The sequence below is a fragment of the Tychonema sp. LEGE 07196 genome, from assembly GCF_963890365.1.
Classification (GTDB): domain Bacteria; phylum Cyanobacteriota; class Cyanobacteriia; order Cyanobacteriales; family Microcoleaceae; genus Microcoleus.
Genome location: NZ_CAWPRX010000038.1, coordinates 1 through 20,581, shown reverse-complemented (window position 1 = coordinate 20,581; position 20,581 = coordinate 1). Strand labels below are relative to the sequence as shown.

At 45.5% G+C, this 20,581-nt stretch carries 15 protein-coding genes; 9 read left to right on the top strand and 6 right to left on the bottom strand.

Features of this window, described 5'->3' with window-relative positions; all coding sequences use genetic code 11:
- Positions 1-354: 354 nt before the first annotated feature.
- A complete protein-coding gene (locus tag AACV78_RS05430) occupies positions 355-1,893 on the bottom strand; it encodes a SagB/ThcOx family dehydrogenase (RefSeq protein WP_194010612.1) in 1,539 nt (512 codons plus the stop codon).
- Between the two features lie 230 nt (positions 1,894-2,123).
- On the opposite strand from AACV78_RS05430, the gene AACV78_RS05425 reads away from it, so the two are divergent.
- The 4 genes from AACV78_RS05425 (at position 2,124) to AACV78_RS05410 (ending at position 6,982) form a co-directional block, all read left to right on the top strand.
- Positions 2,124-2,645 carry a pentapeptide repeat-containing protein gene (locus AACV78_RS05425; protein WP_194010611.1) on the top strand — a complete coding sequence of 174 codons (522 nt, stop codon included), beginning with the start codon at positions 2,124-2,126 and terminating at the stop codon, positions 2,643-2,645.
- A 195-nt stretch (positions 2,646-2,840) separates the two neighbouring features.
- Entirely contained in the window at positions 2,841-3,173 is a 333-nt protein-coding gene (locus AACV78_RS05420; protein ID WP_194010610.1) for a hypothetical protein, read from the top strand.
- 33 nt (positions 3,174-3,206) lie between these two features.
- Positions 3,207-5,285 carry a dynamin family protein gene (locus AACV78_RS05415; RefSeq protein ID WP_194010609.1) on the top strand — a complete coding sequence of 693 codons (2,079 nt, stop codon included), beginning with the start codon at positions 3,207-3,209 and terminating at the stop codon, positions 5,283-5,285.
- Between the two features lie 14 nt (positions 5,286-5,299).
- On the top strand, positions 5,300-6,982 hold the full coding sequence (locus AACV78_RS05410) for a dynamin family protein (RefSeq protein ID WP_194010608.1): 1,683 nt from the start codon (positions 5,300-5,302) through the stop codon (positions 6,980-6,982).
- Here AACV78_RS05410 and AACV78_RS05405 read toward each other — a convergent pair.
- Together AACV78_RS05405 and gloA2 are read right to left on the bottom strand one after the other, a co-directional pair.
- Positions 6,949-8,241: an endonuclease/exonuclease/phosphatase family protein gene (locus AACV78_RS05405; protein WP_194010607.1), complete on the bottom strand. Its 1,293-nt coding sequence runs from the start codon at positions 8,239-8,241 to the stop codon at positions 6,949-6,951. The genes AACV78_RS05410 and AACV78_RS05405 overlap by 34 nt on opposite strands.
- A 109-nt stretch (positions 8,242-8,350) precedes the next feature.
- Complete coding sequence (gene gloA2, locus AACV78_RS05400; protein WP_194010606.1) at positions 8,351-8,737, bottom strand: SMU1112c/YaeR family gloxylase I-like metalloprotein; 387 nt, start codon at positions 8,735-8,737, stop codon at positions 8,351-8,353.
- A gap of 165 nt (positions 8,738-8,902) precedes the next feature.
- Between gloA2 and AACV78_RS05395 the strand changes: the two genes are divergently transcribed.
- The 4 genes from AACV78_RS05395 (at position 8,903) to AACV78_RS05380 (ending at position 14,170) form a co-directional block, all read left to right on the top strand.
- Positions 8,903-9,052 (top strand): hypothetical protein, encoded by a 150-nt coding sequence (locus AACV78_RS05395; protein WP_194010605.1) that lies wholly within the window; start codon positions 8,903-8,905, stop codon positions 9,050-9,052.
- Positions 9,049-10,098 (top strand): ketol-acid reductoisomerase, encoded by a 1,050-nt coding sequence (ilvC, locus tag AACV78_RS05390; protein WP_194010604.1) that lies wholly within the window; start codon positions 9,049-9,051, stop codon positions 10,096-10,098. Before AACV78_RS05395 ends, ilvC begins: the two co-directional genes overlap by 4 nt.
- 1,598 nt (positions 10,099-11,696) lie before the next feature.
- A complete protein-coding gene (locus AACV78_RS05385) occupies positions 11,697-12,332 on the top strand; it encodes a TetR/AcrR family transcriptional regulator (RefSeq protein ID WP_194012757.1) in 636 nt (211 codons plus the stop codon).
- Between the two features lie 113 nt (positions 12,333-12,445).
- Positions 12,446-14,170 (top strand): DHA2 family efflux MFS transporter permease subunit, encoded by a 1,725-nt coding sequence (locus tag AACV78_RS05380; protein WP_228042610.1) that lies wholly within the window; start codon positions 12,446-12,448, stop codon positions 14,168-14,170.
- A gap of 288 nt (positions 14,171-14,458) precedes the next feature.
- Here AACV78_RS05380 and AACV78_RS05375 read toward each other — a convergent pair whose 3' ends face one another.
- A complete protein-coding gene (locus AACV78_RS05375; protein ID WP_194074386.1) occupies positions 14,459-16,117 on the bottom strand; it encodes an alpha/beta hydrolase in 1,659 nt (552 codons plus the stop codon).
- Positions 16,118-16,190: 73 nt separating this feature from the next.
- Here AACV78_RS05375 and AACV78_RS05370 point away from each other — a divergent pair, with 73 nt between their 5' ends.
- Positions 16,191-16,328, top strand: a complete 138-nt coding sequence (locus AACV78_RS05370; RefSeq protein ID WP_194074385.1) for a hypothetical protein — start codon at positions 16,191-16,193, stop codon at positions 16,326-16,328.
- A gap of 269 nt (positions 16,329-16,597) precedes the next feature.
- Here AACV78_RS05370 and AACV78_RS05365 read toward each other — a convergent pair whose 3' ends face one another.
- Positions 16,598-18,601 (bottom strand): cation:proton antiporter domain-containing protein, encoded by a 2,004-nt coding sequence (locus AACV78_RS05365; protein ID WP_194074384.1) that lies wholly within the window; start codon positions 18,599-18,601, stop codon positions 16,598-16,600.
- Between the two features lie 218 nt (positions 18,602-18,819).
- Positions 18,820-20,217 (bottom strand): amidase, encoded by a 1,398-nt coding sequence (locus tag AACV78_RS05360; RefSeq protein ID WP_194066128.1) that lies wholly within the window; start codon positions 20,215-20,217, stop codon positions 18,820-18,822.
- Positions 20,218-20,581: the final 364 nt, after the last annotated feature.

Genomic DNA, 20,581 nt, shown 5'->3' with positions numbered 1-20,581 from the left:
ATCGTTACTCAACATAAAAATTCGTAGAAACCCGGTTTCTGGACTTCTCGTCGAGAATTGAGAAACCGGGTTTCTTGCTAAGTTTATCGTTACTCAACATAAAAATTCGTAGAAACCCGGTTTCTGGACTTCTCGTCGAGAATTGAGAAACCGGGTTTCTTGCTAAGTTTATCGTTACTCAACATAAAAATTCGTAGAAACCCGGTTTCTGGGCTGCTCGCCGAGACTTAAGAAACCGGGTTTCTTGCTAAGTTTATCGTTACTCAACATAAAAATTCGTAGAAACCCGGTTTCTGGGCTCATCTTGGTAAATTTCATTTAACTCAATGTCTGCTAAAACGATCGCCCTAAAATTCACGATCGCGGTCTTCCCAGAGTAGTAATATAAAGCACGGCCTCGCTTGTAGGAATACCGAGAACGTCATTCACGCGATCGTCAAAAAAGCCCGCGATACCGCTAACACCCAAACGCAGTTGAACCGCTGCTAAATTCAACCGCTGGCCCAAATGACCCGCGTCCATGTGCAAATATCGGTAAACTCGATCGCCATATTTTGCTACAGCCCCCTTCAAGTCCGCCGTGTGAAACAACAGCGCCCCCGCATCTCGGCCCAAATCTTGCCCCAAACACAAAAAATGCAGCTCCCTGCGGAAATTTTTAAACCTAATTTGCCGCAATTCTTGAGCTTTTGGAGCATAATAATAACAGCCTTCCTCCAACCCTTGCACTCCCGAAACAGCAATAAAAGTCTCGATCAAACTCAGATCGAAATAATCGGGATAACCGTCTAATCCTTGGTCGATATAGTGCTGCGGCTGGTAAGTAAAATCCAGCAAGGCTAACAGTTCGCCCAAGCTCAAAGAAGCACCTGTATAAGCGCGGGTAGAACGCCTTTTGAGCATAGTAGTTTCTAAAGTTTCCAGATTGACTCCCCACGGAATCGAAGGAGTTACCGTAGAAACTTTAGTGCAAAATGGAAAGTTGTATTTATCCTCTAAATCACCTTCATTTTCATCAAATTTCCAGCCATCCGTTCCGGTGGGGTCTGAGTCTAACTGCGTCGCTTTGTGGAGGTATCCCAACAGTTGACCCTCGGAAATTTTCGGGTAATCTGTCGTCGTTTTTCCCGGCAAAGCTGTTTTAAATTTGGGCAAATTTTGGTCGATATCCAGCAAGTCGGCTAACGCAACTACACAAATCGCTCCTTCTTGCTCCGAGTCGATGTACAGTAATTCATTGATAGCTGCATCGGCGAATCCTCCAATCAGGTGAGGTCGGTAATCGTTGATGGCGCAAGCTAACTCGATATTGCTCAATAAATGACCGGTGTCGAGGAAAATTCTGCGGTAAGCTCGGTCTTCGTAACGCCAAGAAGAACGGAAGAAAACAGTAGTAATCGCGATCGCCAGTTGGGTATTTTCGAGCGCCGGCGATCCGAAACAAGCAGCTTGCAGCCCAGACCAAACTTCGCTGTTCCAAAAATGAACGAGTGAATGAGTTCTGCACTGATAGTTGTAGAGTCCGGCGGGCAAATGCGGCGTGCCGCGGGAGATTAAATAAACCTCTGCAGGGTACAGCCCGCCCGCCGACGGTGCGGATCGCAAATACAGATAGCTCTCATCTAGCGTCTGCACCTTCGCAGTCAACCCGTAGCTGCACAGCAACAAGCTCGACAAGCGGTGCCACCAACCGGCATCAGCCCCGGCCTCGCGATCGTCCGAGGGGTCTTTTATATAAGGCTTTAGGTCAAAATACGCACCAATTTTATATTCTTTGAACGGCACTGGTTGCTCTGTCCAATCTAGCTGTCTGCTTTTGGCAGCAAGGGTTTCAGGGTCATATTTCGTCCGCTCGTGGTAGTGCTCAGCCATAGAAAGAGGAAGTTCTGGCATATTTCAGTAGAAGATGGGCTTTGGTTTGTCGATCGATCTTGAGATTACTGACTGGTTACTGACCGAGCCAGCCAGAAATTTACAAATATAAAAAAAATCTTAGAAAAAATGCGCTCGTTGTTACACAAGCTTAACATAAGAGAATGCTTAGGTATAAATACGCAAACAGTAATAGCCCTTTATTATCGTTATGGACTGGCTACAATAGCTGTCCTCATAAAGAGATGAATATGCAAAAGCTAAGCGCTGAGCAATTGTTAGCTCAGTATTCTGAAGGCAAGCGAAATTTTGACGCAGTTGACCTAAGTGAACATAATTTATTTCAAGCAGATTTAGCAGAAATCAACCTTTCTGGTAGCGTTTTGAGGCGAACTTATTTGCCCTACGGAAATCTGACTCAAGCCAATCTTTTTCAAACACAGTTGCAGGATGCTGAATTGGGCGACATTCAGCTTTATCAAGCAAATTTGTCAGAAGCTAATTTGTCAGGAGCAAATTTATCAAGAGCTAATTTACGCCACGCTAATTTGCAAAATGCTAATTTGCAAAATGCTAATTTACAAGGTGCGGATTTGTACAATGCCGATTTGAGCAATGCCGATTTGAGCAATGCCGATTTGAGCCGAGCTAATTTGGAGAAAGCAAAGTTAACTAAAACTCAATTAGCTGGCTGCAACTTATTTCGATCGCGCTTGGCTGATTTGTCCGATGCTGAGTGCGATCGCACTACCATCAGCCCCGAAGGATATTGATGATTTGCAGCGCTGCGGGCGATCGGCTTCATTAATCGTGAAGCGTAGCTATCCCGAGCGGGAATCGCCCTTTTTAAAATTTATTAACATTTCTCGACACGGCGGAAAATGTGAGTTACAGTCGTAGAGAACTTATCGCTTTGCAACATTGACAATAACTAACACATTTTTTCAGTGGAAAATAAGATATAATTTATGAATTTTCCCGACAAAACAGCCAGAGAACTTCGGCACCAAAAACAAGATTTGCGGAGGCGCGAACAAGAAATTTGGCTCCGCGAACTAGAAGCCGAAATCGACCGCTCAGTGCCAGAACATCTAACGCGCAAGTACGAAGAATCCGACAGCCAAGTTAACGGCAGACTCAAACAGCGGCGCAGAAAAATCCTAGCCTCAGCTAAATTTACAGGCATTGTCATTGCTGTTGTCGTTGCAGTTCGCATCGCAACTTGGCTGGCAACTGCGCTGATAGTTGGAGTCATTGTTTTGAGCGCTTACAAAATGTTTATTGAAGAAGATATAAATTGAAAATTTACAGCCATAAAATATCAGGAAATACCCATGAACCTTAAAGTAGAAACCAGCATTTTTCTCAACGATTTAGAGCGAGTAGCCGCCGTCCGCCGCGAAATTGCCGATCGCCTCAGCAACATCGCCACAGCCATCAACGAATCAGAATTAGCAGGAGCCGCAGCATCGGGAAAACTCGGTTTAGAAACAGAAAACGCCGACATCACTCTCGCCAGCAAAAACTTGCGCCAAGGAGTCTTTCGGCTGCTAGTTTTAGGCGACATGAAACGCGGCAAAAGCACTTTTCTCAATGCCTTGATCGGCGAAAACTTACTGCCGAGCGACGTAAATCCCTGTACGGCTTTGCTGACGATTTTGCGCTACGGTGCAGAAAAAAAAGTCACCGTTTATTTCAATGACGGCAAAAGCCCCAAACAGCTAGATTTTAAAAGTTTCAAACAGAACTACACAATTGACCCCGCTGAGGCAAAACGCCTAGAAGAAGAAAAGAAACCAGCATTTCCCGATATCGACTGCGCCGTAGTAGAATATCCCTTACCTTTGTTAGAAAAAGGCATAGAAATAGTAGACAGTCCCGGGTTGAACGACACAGAATCCCGCAATGAATTATCTCTCGGTTACATCAACAACTGCCACGCTATTTTGTTCGTGCTCAGAGCAACTCAGCCTTGCACAATGGGTGAAAGACGCTATCTAGAAAATTACATCAAAAATCGCGGATTGAGCATTTTCTTTCTGATCAATGCTTGGGATCAGGTGCGGGAAAGTTTGATCGATCCGGATGATCCTGAAGAAATGGCAGAAGCAGAAGGGAAATTGCAACGGGTTTTTAAAGCTAATTTGGCTGAATATTGTTTAACAGAAGGACACGATATTTACGACGAGCGAGTGTTTCCAATTACCTCCATTAAGGCGCTCAGGTTGCGGATGAAAAACCCGGAAGCGGATTTGGCAGGAACTGGTTTTCCCGAGTTTATGGCGGCACTGAATACGTTTTTGACGCAGGAAAGGGCGATTTCGGAACTGCGTCCGGCAAGGACTTTGGCGCGTCAAATTTCTGCTCGCGTCCGCGAAGCTGTTGGGCGCAGATTACCATTGCTCGATCGCGATGTCAATGAGTTGAAGGAAAAGATTAATTCAGTTGAGCCGGAGTTTAAAAAACTGACTCAGATTCGCGATGAATTTAAACAGGAAATTATCGGAGTTAGAGATAGTAAATCGCGGGCGATCGCCGATTCTTTCCGCATCTACGTTCTCAACTTAGAAAATACCTTTGAAACAGACTTTTTGCGGTATCAACCCGAGCTGAAATTTCTGGATTTCTTCAGCCAAGACAAGCGAGAAGCCTTTGAAGCATCGCTCAGACGAGCATTCGAGCAGTACATCAACGACAAATTAGCAGCTTGGACTCTCACGGCTGAACAAGAGATGAATTCAGCATTTTCGCAGCTATCGCAAAGTGCGGCAAATTACGGAGCATCTTACACGAAAGTGACTGAAAAAATTACCGAAAAACTGACCGGGCAAAAGATACCGGCAGCAGTCAGCAACTCAAACGAAGATAACTCGCCAGCTTGGGCTAAATGGGCGATGGGATTGTTTTCGTTAACGACAGGAAACCTGGCGGGCGTAGCAATGGCAGGAGCGGGTTTTGACTGGAAAAATATCCTGCTAAACTTAATTACTGTGTTGGGAGTCAGTACGATTTTTGCTGGTTTTACCGGGATTGTTTTGGGGCCGCTGTACTTGGCTTTGTTGGGGATGGGTGTTGGGGTTTTGCAGGCAGACGGAGCTCACAAACAATTGGTGAAAGCGGCAAAAAAAGAGTTGGTGAAATATCTGCCGCAGGTGGCTCAGGAGCAGTGGCAGCCGATTCACGATGCTGTGAAAGAGTGTTTTGATGTTTACGGGCGGGAAGTGGGCGATCGCATGAATGATGATATTAATTCTCGGAAATCTGAGTTAGATAATTTGCTGGAACAAAAGGAATCTCGCGAGATTAATTGTCAGGCTGAATCTGAGCGTTTGACTAAATTGGATGCTGATGTTTCTGCCGAGTCGCAGAGTATAGAATCGCTATATCAAGGTTTCCTAGCATCTGCTAACTGAGATAAAACAACAATATGCAACAACCCGAAACTTATCAAGATTTAACTAACAATCTCAAATCAGCACTCGGTATCCTCGAACTCGATAAAAACTCCCAACTTTATCGAGATACAACCTCAATCTGCGACTATCTCGCCAAACCAACTTTTCAAATTGCTGTCTTTGGCCCGTTTAATTACGGCAAGTCAACTTTGCTGAATGCTTTGTTGGGAAATCGTGCTTTGCCGATCGACCTCGTGCCCACTACAGGTGCCGCCATTTATGTCAACTACGGCGAGGAATTGCACGCAAAAATTACCCTGAAAGACGGCACGGAAATTAGCGAAACGGGGACTGATGTTCTGAAACGCTACGCTATCCTTGACGACGCGAGACAAATGCGGGATGATGTGGCGGCCGTGAATGTTTATTGTCCCCACCCTTTCCTGAAAACGGGTGTGGAATTGCTGGATTTGCCGGGAACCAACGATCGCCAAGAACAAGATAATTTAGTTCGAGATAAATTGCTCACTGCTGATTTGGTTGTGCAGGTTTTAGATGCTCGCAAATTGATGACTTTAGGGGAACGAGAGAACTTAAGAGATTGGTTGAGCGATCGCCAAATCAACACTGTCGTCTTTGTTGCCAATTTTCTCAATCTACTCGAACCAAACGACCAAAAACAAGTATACAATCGGTTGTTGTTTGTTGCCGAAAGTTTTCGCTCCAACTTGCCTAACAATATTAGCAATATTTACCGCGTCGATGCTTTGCCGGCTTTGAGGGCGAGGCTGAAAGGAGATGTGGCGGCCGCCCAAACTACAGGAATTGCCGCGTTTGAATCGGCTTTGCAAAGTATTGTGGCAGCTCAACAGGAACAACTAGCAGTTAAGTTGCCCAGAATTGAAGCCATAGCTACTAAGATTTGCCAATCTCTGCGAGCTAAATCTGAAACTGTCACCGCCGAAATTGCCGCAGCTCAACAAAAGCAAAAAAACAAAATTGAAATTAAACAAAAAGCTGAAAAACTGATATTAAAAGGCTTTCACGCCAGCGTTTCCGATTTCGAGATTTGGCTTTACCAGCCCACACTTTTGCAGCGATATCAATCGGAAATGGCGCTGTCGCTTCAGGAAGGGAGTTTTGATGCGTGGAATCTAAAATTTCAGCGAGAGGTCTTGAAGCAGCAGCAAACCATCGCAGAATGGGTAAATAAAGCTTGCGAGTTCTTTGAGAAAGAACAGCCGATCGCCCTTTTGATTTCCTTTCCTCCATCCCCGCAAATCGTTTTACCGCAACCGCCGCCGCCTCCAGCTCAAAAGTCGAACGACAGCGAAGTGGCTCCAGTGGCGATCGCAACGGGCTTAGGTTGGCTGTTGGGCGGCCCTGTGGGAGCCGCAGTAGTCGGCGGTGCTAGCTATATTTTGAATAAAAGAACTGGCTATGAAAAGCCGCCTGAATCGTCAGAAGCTTATCTAAATCAAGTAAAGGAAATTTGCAGCGAGGCGGCTAAAAACTATCTCGCCCGCTTCAGCACCGATACTTTTTCCATGCTGCAACACTACAAGGAAATTGCCGGAAAAGTTATCTGTTTTCAAGACAGCAAAGAACCGCTACAGACAAATATTCAGCAATACCAGATACAGTTAATCAATAGTTTGTTAGAAAATATCGAATCCTGCCTTCAAATGACCAAATCTGTAATTAACGGCAAATGATCCGAACCGATATTGCGGCCAGTACGAATCTTTAAAACACCAATTTCTTTGCTGACTAGAAAGTGATCGATCGGAATATAAGCCAGCGGCATAAAAGTCGGCCAAGTCGGTAAAATCCCAAAGCCCGATCGCGCATTTCGCAGGTTTCCGGTTTTTACCATATTTTTGTAAAATGGCGACCACATTGTGGTATTGAAATCCCCAACCACAATTAGCGGATTTTTTACTTGGGCTGCATACTCGCCGATGGCTGCTAGCTGTTGGTTGCGATCGATAAAACTCTGCTGTTTGATCGGCACAGTCGGATGAGCAAGAATCAGAGAAATGATTTTACCTTGAAATTGAACATCCGCCAACAAGCTCTTTCTGTGCTTTGAAAATGGTTTAACAGAGGGATTATTTAAAGGCAGCTTGCTGTATATTGCACTGCCAAATCTCTCAGATTCTTGCTGGTTGGAAGAGTAAGGAAAAATCTCGCTTAAAACTGCTAACTCTTTTGCCCAAACTGTGCTGACTTCGACAAAAACCGCGATATCGGGTTGTTCTGCTTTTACCAGCGAGATCACCTCAGAATATCGCCGATTACTTGTTAAAACATTTGAATGCAAAATCCGCAAGTTCTGTCCGGGAGTTGCTCCTGCAAAGGCTGGCACTGGAAAATACCAGGGAACAATTTCCGCCAAATTAATGATAATGCAAAATGCGCTCACCAGCAACCCTATTTTTTTCGATCGCACGAGAGCGAAAAATATAAAAACTGATAATCCAGCCAACAGATATTGTAGTTTAAAATGAGAACTTAACTCAAAAAATAGGTTAAATTCTCCCAAGTAACCTGTTATTGACAAGATTGCATTTACAATTGCTGCGAGAATAAACCATTTTAAAATTACGTGTTTCAAGCTAATAGTTTGGTTATTGCTGCTGTACATCACCGCCCATTTGAGCTTGATTTTAAGGTCGTTGGTAATCGGCAATTTATCAATTTCTCTTATTAGTCCTTCTGGCCGTTCCAACTCTCGCCGCTTTTGATAAAATCTCACCAGCAAGCTATCTACCACAAAATAACTCACAGAATTGGCAACAAATCCTGCAAATACCAACACACCTAAACCGATCAGCATACCAAAGGAACCACCGACTTTGACCAAACCCGACCAAACGGCTGCGTCACCTGTTTTTCCTGTAGCTAATATGGCGATAAATAGCATTAACGCCGGCAATCCGATGGTGATTGTGTTTCTGATTAATCTGTCCATTATACAATTTTATATTTTAGATTTTAGATGGGAATGAATGATGCAATTTCTATAGTCAGCACTACGGACTGGTTGACTTAATAACGGCTTGAAAAAATAAATAGACTTCTTAATTCTCATATATTTCTAACGGTAAATTGTCTGGATCTCTAAAAAATGTAAAGCGTTTTTCGGTAATTTCGTCAAGGCGAATTTCTTCTACTTCTACTTGTTTGGATTTTAAGTAAGCAACTGATGCTTCTATGTCATCAACTGCAAAAGCTAAATGTCTCAAACCGCAAGCTTCAGGATTGTTAATTCTTTCAGGAGGATGGGAAAATGAGAAAAGCTCGATGGTGTCGCCGTTGCCGACTCGCAAATCTAGTTTGTAAGAATTTCTCTCGGTTCGGAAAGTTTCTTTGATAATGGAACATCCCAATATTTCTACATAAAATTTCTTCGACGCTTCGTAATCCGAGCAAATAATCGCCACATGATGTATTGCCTTTATTTTCATCTGAAAAAAGTTAGTTAGTTGGGTTCTTCTGAGATGTTGCACCATTCGTGTGGAAGCTTTTATGAACAGGCTCTCCGGCCTGTTCTACCAGAAAATTCACTTTTTGACAGAACAGGCCGGAGAGCCTGTTAAGAGAGAATGGTGCAAGATGTGAGGTTTTTTCAAATGCACAGCACGCTATTAACAATTATATTTGACGATCGCAGACTCGGCGACAAACCCTGCGAGATTCAGGGCGATCGACCTTTATTTTCCCCCGTCCAAATCTTAATTGAAAAATTTCTGCAAAAAAAAGCACCCTACTTGATAAGATGAGAGTTTTGCAGTCAATCACCCAATTTGCATCTCAGGAGACAAGCATTATGGCCCGTATGTATTACGACACGGACGCTAACCTAGACCTCTTAGCCAACAAAACAATTGCTATCATCGGCTACGGTTCCCAAGGACACGCCCACGCCCTCAACCTCAAAGACAGCGGTATGAATGTCGTTGTCGGTTTGTATCCCGGTAGCAAGTCTGCCGCCAAAGCAACCGACGCGGGTTTAACTGTTCACCCGGTAGACAAAGCCGCCGCCGCTGCTGACTTCATCATGATTTTATTGCCCGATGAAGTTCAAAAAACTATTTACAAAGAACAAATCGAACCGAATCTTTCCGAAGGAAATGTTTTAGCATTTGCTCACGGTTTTAACATTCACTTCGGCCAAGTTGTGCCCCCAGCCAACGTAGACGTAGTAATGGTAGCCCCCAAAGGCCCCGGACATTTGGTGCGCCGGACTTACGAACAAGGCGAAGGTGTTCCGAGTTTGTTTGCAGTATATCAAGATGCTTCAGGTCAAGCGCGCGATCGGGCAATGGCCTATGCTAAAGGTATCGGCGGCACCAGAGCCGGCATCCTAGAAACCACTTTCCGCGAAGAAACAGAAACCGATCTTTTTGGCGAACAAGTAGTTTTGTGCGGCGGTTTGAGCGCCTTAATTAAAGCTGGATTTGAAACCTTAGTTGACGCTGGATACCAACCAGAATTAGCTTATTTTGAATGTTTGCACGAAGTTAAACTTATCGTTGACTTAGTAGTAGAAGGAGGCCTCGCCAAAATGCGCGACAGCATCTCCAATACCGCAGAATACGGCGATTTAACTCGCGGCCCCCGCATCGTCACCGATGACACCCGCGCCGAAATGCGGAAAATTCTCAGCGAAATTCAATCCGGCCAATTTGCCCGCGAATTCGTTCTCGAAAACCAAGCCGGCAAACCAGGTTTTACCTCCATGCGCCGTCAGGAAGCAGAGCATCCGATTGAAGAAGTTGGCAAAGATTTGCGAGCCATGTTTAGCTGGTTGAAAAAGCAGGGTTAATCGATTGTAAATTTTAGATGCTTCGGCTTTGCTCCGAACAAGTTTAAGATTTTAGATTGTTCGTTCAATCTAAAATCTGAACTGCTAACTAACCCGAAAGTGCGGAGTAAAATTGCTCATTGCTCGTTACCAGGCTCTGCCTGGTAATGCAGGTGCGGAGACTCTGCCTCTCTCTACCTTGTCGTTTCTGCAGAGAGAGGAGTGACAGATATTTAAGTTATTGATTTTTAGTTTTTTACAAAAAAGTGGCTAGATATTGTTAAAGAAACCTAGTTTGTCGCTGGTAGCTCAAAACTATCTACTGGGAGTAGGACTTTTTTGCAATTTCTCAATCTGCTGTTCCCTTTGCTCGTTGAAATCTCTCGGCCTCAGCCAATTGGGCCACAACCCGACGAAGAAATTTCTACTTGCTACGCTGGTATCTCTTATCGGTTTGGGCAGAAAAGTTAAACTGTCACCGTAAAGGGTAAACAGGACTAAAAACAAAAGCAACAGCGGGATAAGATTTTTTTTAGGCATGGCAGTTTGGGAGTGGAGTTTGTGAAAGCGCTTTGTTATATTTTGCCCTGGTACGGACAAAATATATCAGCAAGGGCTCAAGAAAAATAGACCTCAGCAGTTTCGGAGACGGCAAATACCGTTTCCCCTACCCCAAAATAATCAATCTTCGTTCGATGAAAGATGTAACCATTGCGGGGTTAATTGTAGGGAAATGGCGCGTGCAGTTTCCTGATGGTTCGACACTTCGGCAAGGCTTGGGTGCAACGTTTAACAGTTAACAGTTAACAGTTAACATCATTCCGATGCAACCGGCAACGATATAACAAGTTATTAGCAAATATCGAAGTTGTGGGAAATAGTTTGTGGTTCATTTTTGTTAATTAGCTTACAAAAAAACATAAACCTAATCAAGTGACACGCGAGAGTGTGGAAGAGGAATCCCATATCTTAAATTGTTTTCATACACAGGGCATACCTCAATAAATATTAAAATATAGTGAGCATAAATGGTGGAATTTTAGTGAATGATAGAAATCTACGTTAAATAATTGGTGACTGATAATTCAACCCTATATCTTTTACAATCCCCTCAAGCCTTGGCTTTTGATTTTTGATATTCCTAGCTTAAAAGCCGGATTTCTAGAACTATTAAATATGATGAATAAATGTTGTGGATATACAACATTAGACTCTGGATCGAGTTGGTATGCCGTTGTTTTATTTTATCCAGAGTGATGAAAGAGCGCTAGTTTCGGAGCGGGACGACTTTTCCTGGTTTCCGGTATCTGATACCAATTTCATAAAGTAGCGCTAGACATGACCCCCCCAACCCCCCCGATGCTTTGGGGGGGCTAAGACTTCATCCATACCACATATGAAAGAAAAATGGTATGAGCGTAAATCCATTCCGAGGTGTTTCAAAAATCCGTCTTTGTGCTGAAGTTATACCATTTCTCTAAAATCATGCAATACTCTCCGACCCCCCCTAGCCCCCCCTTAGCAAGGGGGGGGACAAGAATACTGTTATTTCGTTTGAAATTGGTATTACAGCCCTTTGGCGATCTAGAATATGTAAGTTAGTGCTTACATTAATTAAGATGAGTAGAACGAATCGAAGTGCAGCGGAAACCCGCGATCGCCTGTTGAAAGCGGCGATTGAAGTTTTCTCTACAGAAGGCTACGTTGGAGCGACAACTCGTGAAATTGCTCGTGTTGCAGATGTGAGTGAAGTCACTTTGTTTCGCCGCTTTCAGAGCAAAGAGCAAGTGTTGAGTGCGGTTGCCCACCACATTACAGCATTGCGGACTGAGGCGTTGGCGCATCAAGACGAATGGACTTATGACCTACGCCGCGATCTGCTGCATTATGCAAAGCTCCACGACGATATGTTGGAGGAGTACGAAGCTCTATTTCGGATGTTTATTGGTGAAGCTCACCGGCATCCGACAGAAGCACTGGAGGTGCTTCAGCAATCATTTTTGCCGCTGCGTGAAAAACTAATTTCCTATCTACAAACCTGTGTTCAACGCGGCAGTGTTTGTCCGAATGTTGACCTGTCACTGGCAGTGGATCAATTGACTGGAATGTTGCTGTCGGGTATGATTCGCCGCCATGTTTTTCAAGTAAACCGGGGCTACAGCCGTAAACGATACATCGAAGGGTGTGTGGATTTATTGGTGCGGGGAGTTAGCACAGCAGCGTCTTCTTTAAGTCGTACTTCGTCTCCAGAATGAAGGTTTCTGAAAATTTTCCTATGAATTTGGCATTTGTGGATTGAAGCACCATAACCCGTTGCGGTGGTGGGAAGCACCTGCCTCGCGCGCGATCGCAGAAGTAGAGACGAAAGATGGAACGCCCTCAAATACAGAGTCATGCAACTGAACCAGATTCTATGGATATTCGGGCTTTTACCGATTTGGAAGAGTCTGGGCCTCAAGACCAACAATATGCTCAACAAAATGCTCAACAAAAGCGAGCAAAACCATTCAAAAAATTGAAACAATCTACCTATGATGCAGCCGGGTACGTGCAGGGACCGCTTAAGTGGGCGATCGCCCTGACGGCTTCTCTGGGAGCGATTCTAGAAGTCATTGATACCAGCATTGTGAACGTTGCTTTAACAGATATGCAGGCGACATTAGGCGCAACCGTGACCGAAATTGCTTGGGTCGTAACGGGTTACGCGATCGCCAACGTTGTGATGATTCCGCTCTCAGCCTGGTTGGGGGACTTATTCGGCAAGAAAACCTACTTTGTCTTTTCAATGCTCGGGTTCACAGCAGCCTCGATGTTATGCGGTCTATCCATCAACCTGCCGTTGCTGGTGTTAGCTCGAATTTTTCAAGGCTTGTGCGGAGGCGGACTGTTGGCGAAAGCGCAAGCGATTCTGTTTGAAACTTTTCCCCCTGCGGAACAGGGATTAGCGCAGTCGGTGTTTGGAGTTGGGGTGATTGCAGGCCCGGCTATTGGTCCCACCCTAGGCGGCTATCTGACCGATACGTTAGGCTGGCGCTGGATTTTCTTTATCAATTTGCCCGTCGGCATTGTGGCTGTCTTCATGGCGATCGTGTTCCTTCGACCAGACTTGAAGAAACACGGACAAAGCCAGAAGAAAGTGGACTGGACAGGAATTGTACTGCTGTGTATTGCGATAGGTAGTTTGCAATCATTTTTGGAAGAAGGGGAAAAAGAAAACTGGTTTGAATCCGGTTTCATTACGCTGCTGGCGTTTGTGGCGGTTATGGGGCTGTGTCTGTTCATCTGGCGAGAACTCAGCACAAAAGCACCAGCAGTTGACTTGCGGGTGCTGCGGCATAAATCCCTGGCAGCCGGTAGCCTTTACTCTGGTATTTTGGGCATGGGGCTGTACGGAGCCTTGTTTGCTATACCGCTGTTTGCTCAAGGCGTGCTGAAATTTTCGGCAATGCAAACCGGATTTCTACTCGCTCCTGGAGCTTTAGCGTCCGCCATCATCATGGTTTTATTGGGTAAAATTTCGACTAAGGTAGATGCCCGCATTTTAATTGCACTGGGAGCCTGTGGAACGGCAGCCGTGATGTTCGAGCTGGCAAAAATCACGCCCCAAACCGGAACTGATAATTTGTTTTGGCCCCTAATCTGGCGCGGTGCAACTACGGTTTTGATGTTCCTGCCCCTAAGTTTGGCAACATTGGGTTCCATCCCCAAAGAAGATGTATCGGCTGGCTCCGGCTTCTATAACTTGACTCGTCAGCTCGGCGGTAGTATTGGCATTGCCATTCTGACCTCATTGCTGGCTCAACGAGAGGCTTTTCATCGAGCCATTTTGTTGGCAAAGTTAACGCCTTACGATCCAGAAACAACGGAGCGGCTCAGTGCACTCATTGGTGTGTTTCAGAGTCGCGGTTCTGATGCCGCAACCGCCCAACAACAAGCCCTCGCCGCGCTCTCCCAATTAGTCAATACGCAGGCAGCCGTTCTATCCTACGCAGACATTTTTCGCTTTGTCGGCATTGTCTTTCTCTGTTCGCTGCCATTGCTGCTGTTTCTCGGTAAGGGAGGCGCTGGAGCCAAAGTACCTGCTGCTCACTAATTGCTTGATTGTAATTCTGTAGCGATTACTCCACAGCCTACGGTTGGATATACTTCGAGTTCGCTTGCCTCAAACAACCAATTTGTAACTTGTAAGTATTTAAGCAAAGGGCTGTATCAATTCCACTTGTACCGTCAGGTGATTGTTGACTGTTGATTGTTGAGTGTTGACTGTTGAGTGTTGACTGTTGACTGTTATTGGGAATTGAGAATTTAAAATTGGGAATTCGTAACCAATAACCAATAACCAATAACCAATAACCAATAACTACTGACAACTGACAACTGACTACTTATTCCCTTGAATGAAAGTTTGCACGACTGCATTAGTTTCTGGGGGAATTTCTGTTATTAGGCGCACCGGAATTGCGTTTGTTGAGGCAAATTGCGCGTATTCTGGGGTTAAAAAGATCGCATATTTTTCTGCTTCATCTGTTAGTTGAGCGGCCATTGCCAAACTGATAACTTTAATATAATTGCGTATGCTCGCGGCTTGGTCGCCGACAAGTTCATCGCCGGTAATTACTGTGCTCGGTCTCCCAACTTGGTCTAAGGTTGTACTCGGATCTTTGACGCTTAAGTGGGTTCCTCCTACAAATCCGACTAGCCATTTGGGTGAGGGAATTTTTGGGAAGCCGGCAATTTGTTCGACTAAGGCGGGTGTGGTTTTGTCTGCTGAAGATGCTACTATTAATGTGGGAATCTTAATTTTACTTAAGCCTGTTTCTCCAAATAGTAATGATGTTGTGGGATTCATGACGATCGCCCTTTTAATCCTCGCATCCCGCAATTGATACCGTTCTTCGGGCAATCCCGCCGCCGCGCACTGAATGCCTTCGCCCAAGCTAAACCCTATTAAATCGCCCTGACAGCGCTGTTTTAGCCCGCTCAATTGCAGTTCGGCACCCGCTACGGACAAGGCTGTTGCACCGCCGAAGGAATAGCCAATTATCATCGATCGGTCGATCGCGATTTTCCCCCGCAAATTATCATCCGTTTTGTTCAATTTTGCCAGTTCGTCAAGCACAAAACTGATGTCCTTGGGACGGTCTAAAAACTCTTGAGGAGCTAATAACCGAGACTTACCCGCAATCGCAGCATTGGTGTTCGTTTCGTTGCTTCCCGGATGTTCCAAAGCAGCCACCACATAGCCGTAAGACGCTAAATACTCGGCCAAATAGCGCAAATCCGTGCGGACAGAACCCAAACCGTGAGAAAAGACGATCGTTGGTTTGTCAGCCGTCGCAGCTTTCGACCAGTAGACATCAACCGGAATGCGCCGATTGCGGGCGCTGTCGTTCAAATCTAGCTTCAAGACCTGCACCGAATTGGGGCCCGGTAGGCTAGGGTCAAAAGGCAGGTTCAGGGCGGGTTTAACGGCTGCTAACTGAGGTGCGATCGCCGCCATAAACCGCTGAGTTTGCCAAAAACCCGCGTTCAAATTTCCCAAAACCGAGAAAGCTCGATCGAGATCCACGACTACCCGCGAACTCGGATAAGATTCTATAAAACTCAGTACCGATAAGCCTTCCGGCGCGTTCGCACCCAACACCAAAGCCGCTCGCAGCGCTTCGACACCAGCACCGTCGCGCCTCGGTATGACAGTAGTCAAATCAGTCAGGATCGCACTCCCAATGCGCGTATTTAGCAAGTTGCTCAAACCGACTACATTGAGGGGAATTTTCGCAGTTAGCGCGCCAAAAATTTGACCGCGCTGTGAGTCAGACAGCAAATCGGCGTAAGTTTGCAGTTTTTTGGGTACTTTTCCGGTTTTTGCGAGTTCGCGCAAATCCGCAACCGATATTGACGATTCTAAAATACCTTTGCGGAGAACAACGGTTTCTGCAGCTTTTGCAGAGGATGTGACGCTGCTGAAAGTGCCGATCGCGATCGCGCTACAAACACTCACCATTGACGAAAACCATCTGAAATGGGGTCTAATGCTCATTTTTATTTAATTCAACTAGAAACAATATCACTATATTCTCAGAATTCTCCCAGATACCGAAAAATTGCCTCAGATGTCGAGAAATTGTGCTGAAGTGCGATCGGATTTTTGTATGATTTTTTGTATTAGTGCGATCGGCTGTACTCGAAGGGCTTCCATCACCGAAAGCCAGCGAGGACGATCGCACAGCGTTAAAGCAAAACACAGATGATCCCATTAAACTAGATTTCTTGTACTCAATCGCACACAAGATCGAAAGCATCTGCGTCCATCAGTGTTTATCAGCTTCAAATCTGCAGTTAACCGGCTCCATCGAATATTTATGCAGCTCAAGTATACTTTGCTTGTCGCTGCTAATTCCATATACTTAATATCGGCCAGCAAGCGAGAGTAAATCCGCTGTAACAATAGACTCTCTCTCTTGCGTTTTAACCGCAGATGAATGCAGGTCGATCAGACGATCGGCGGTTAAAATATCACTTAAGATTTAGGGAAATAAACAACAAGCATCGAAAGATCTTGATGAGCGCGGGCGATCGATTCCGGTTCTTTAAGAGTTCCCGGTTGTTCCCACAAATTCTGCGACTGATAAATTGTTGGTAAAATCAGCAAATCATGTTCTAACAACTGCTGCGAAACCTGCTTGACAAAATTTCCCCGCACCCGATTTATCGGTATCTCAGAAAGAATTTCTATCTCAGTGGCACTTTTATTAGCTTGTTCGCGTTTTTTCGCCACCAACAACACTTGCAAAGTCGCCTTAAGTTCCTGGGCCAAACTCTTAGCAATATCCACGGTTTCCGCAAATCCAAACCGATTCAAATCGCTGTCAGTTATCGCCAAAATAACTCTGGCTGTATTCTGGATAGGATAGGGAAATCGAGCAATCAGTACCGGTACGGGCGATCGCCTCACTATATTGTCAATAATGCTGCCAAAAAAATTGTCGCGAGTCGTAGAAAATCCCTTCCAACCGCAAACAATTAAACTAGCCTCGCGTTCGGTTGCGCTCCGCAGAATTCCGCGATCGATCGCATCATCTATCCTCGCGATCGGTTCCACCGCACAATCAGCGGCGTTAGCGACAGTTTCCGCAGCCCTCAAAAGTTGAGTTTGCTGCATTTTCTGTGCCGGCGAAATTGCTTCCCCGCGATCGGACAAAATATGCAGAGGTAGCAAAGTTCCCTGGGATGTTTTAGCTAAAATCAAAGCCAAACGCAGCAAATTATCTTCCGTATTCGGGTTAGCAACAGGTACTAAAACTCGATCTCCCCACGAATGCTTTCCCGAAGTAGCAGCCGGTAAACTCGACTCCGGCTCCTGCATTTGTTGACCCCACCGAGATACAATCCAAGGAGATGCGACACAAGTTACTAAAATCATGGCAATGATGCCGTTCACCGTTACGCGATCGACCAATTCAATATTAAAAGCAACCGTAATTGCAGCCAAAGTAGAAGCAGCTTGAGCAGCCGAAAGACCGAACATTACCATAATATTCGGAAACTTAAAACCAAAGATTTTCCCCGGTATCCAAGCTGCCAAAAACTTGCTTACCAATTCTGCTAAAATCATCACCCCCGCCACCAACAAAGACTGCGGCTGCTTCACCAAAATTAGCGGATCGATCAACATCCCCACAGAAATCAGAAAAAATGGCACAAACAGCGTATTCCCAATAAACTCAATCCGATTCATCAGCGGACTCATTTTGGGGATGATTTGAGTAATGGCAATTCCCGATAAAAATGCACCAATAATTGGCTCAATCTGAATCATTTCTGCTGCGTAAGAAACCAAAAATAGAGTTGCTAATACAAACATAAATTCAGCGTTTTCGTCATGACCGAATTTCTTGAAAAACCAGCGACCGATTTTTGGAACTCCCCACAAAGTAGCAAAAGTGTAGATAGCAAGAGATGGAATTAGAAACAGCCAAAAATCGAGAGTCAGATTTCCTTTGTGAGCTTTGACAACAACTGCTAACACCAACAGTCCCAAGACATTTGTAATTAAAGTCCCGCCCAAAGTCGCAGTAATAGTCTGAGTTCGCATCAATCCCAATTTTGTGAGAATTGGTATGGCTAAAAGCGTGTGGGTAGCGAAACAAGAAGCGACTAAAATTGAAGCCAGCCAGCCATATCCCAATAGCAGCATTGCTCCCGTACCCAAGATCATCGGTAGGGCAAAAGTAGCCAGGCCAAATATGATAGCTTTGTCTGCATTGAGTTTGAGGTCGTCGAGGCTAGTTTCTAGTCCCGCTAGGAACATCAAAAATAGTAATCCTACGGTTCCCAACAAAATCATAGTAGCGTCCCGTTCCAGTAAATTAATACCGTTGGGCCCGACAATTACGCCTGCAATAATCAAACCGACTATTCCCGGCAGTCGCAAGCGCTCAAATACTAGAGGGGCGATTAGCATGATTGCTAAAAGAACCAGAAAAACGGGAACTGGAGCGGTAATTGGCCCGGAAGCTAGCATAAATTTTTATCCTACATATTCGCACAGAATTGCTACTAATTTTTCCCTAAAAACTCTAAATATTTATCAATCTAAAGAGGGATTTTGGAAAAATTGCAGTTGTTATTGTTAATAACTAAAATTGACCGGAATTGACCCGGTTTTTTAGCAAAATATCGGTTGTCAGTGAGGACTTTAGTCTTTATCTAAATTCCAGGACTTTAGTTCTCACTACAAACCTATTGAAAATTCAAAACTGGGAAAGGTTTTGCTGCTTCCATCTGCGCCGCCAAAGCAATTAAAGTTGCTTCCGCTGCCGGCCGCCCGATAATTTGAATGCCCACGGGTAAACCGTTATCATCTAAAATTGCGGGAAGTGCGATCGCAGGCAAACCGCTAGCATTAAATGGCGGACAAGGAGCAACCCAATTAATAATCCGCTGCAAAGTTTCCTCACAACTCAAATCAGCCCACTCGCCGATGCCAATTGGCGAGTGCATATAAGTCGGTAAAACTAAGACATCAAAATTTTCAAAGAATCCCACAATCCGCCGTGAAATAACCTGCATTTGATTCACCGCCCGCAGATATTCTCCCGCAGAAACAGTTCTTTCCAACAACCAGCGATTCATTGGTTCCAAAACTTTGCTGGGAATGCCGCTTGCACCCGCCCCAGACTGCCAAATTACTGTAAAGGGTTCGATTAAACCCGTAAAATCGGGGCATCCCGGTTCGACATCGTGACCCAAATCTGCCAGTAATTTTACCGTATCGAGCACTGCTTGCTGACACACAGGCGCTGCCTCACCCACGGGAGCAATATTGGTAGAAAAAGCAATTCGCAGCTTGCCCAATTTTTCACTGGCAGACTCTAGAAATGTGGGATTTGGGTCTGGTAGCCAGTACGGATCGCCGGTTGTGTACCCTGACATTACATCCAAAAGTGCGGCCGCGTCAGCCACGGTACGCGCTAGAGGGCCGTTGGCAGAAATGCCGCTTAGGTAGTCTCCGACTGGTGCCCAGGAAACTCGCCCGCGCGATGGTTTGATGCCGACTAAACCGCAGGCGGAAGCTGGGCCTCGGATCGAACCGCCGCCGTCTGAACCTTGGGCGATCGCGCACAAACCTGCCGCTACAGCCGCTGCTGAGCCGCCGCTGGAACCTCCGGGCGTGTAGCCTAAATTCCAGGGATTGCGCGCGGGCCGAAAACCTGGGGGCTCGGTGTAAGGCAATGAGCCTATTTGAGAGGTTGCTGTTTTGCCCAGAATGTTAAATCCGGCTGCTTTGATCCGCCAGACTACTGACTCGTTGTAGGGAGATATGTTACCGTGCAATGCCTGAACTCCGTAAGTACAGGGAATGTCGGCAACTGGTGTCAAGTCTTTGATGGCGATCGGCACTCCGAAAAACGGTGGCAATTCCTCTGACTTGTTTAAGCCTGCTAGGTGTTCGGTTTGCGCTGTCGCTAGTTCGATCGCCCGATCGGCCGTTACTGTAAAATAACTACCAAGCTGATGGTTTAATCGATCGATCCGTTCCAAGTACAGATTGACAATTTCTAGAGGCGATACTTCCCGATCGCGGATCGACTTCGCTAATTCCAGGGCTGGAGTAAAAGCCCGATCGACAGAATTCATCGGTTTAAGTCCTTAACAATTTTGTTGGGTATCAATTTATACTTATTTACTAGGTAAAAATGTGGGCTGGAAAAAAATATTTCCCATGTCGAAAATCCATATTCGATAGTAGCTCGATTTGACTCGCATCCTGCAAGGGGCAGAATATTTCCTTACGGGTGCAACGCCGTGTGCTCTTCTTTTGGGATAGACTGATCGGAAGAGTCCAGCTTTTGTGCAAGAGACGCTCTTCGGGCGATCGGCATTGTGCCACTTCCACAAATCCTCTGTTCGAGTCAGCCTTCTCAGCAAACCAAGGTAGCGCATATGACACAACAGCACCCACCAGCACCTCGCCCGCCCGTACCCGGAGCACCCCCACCTC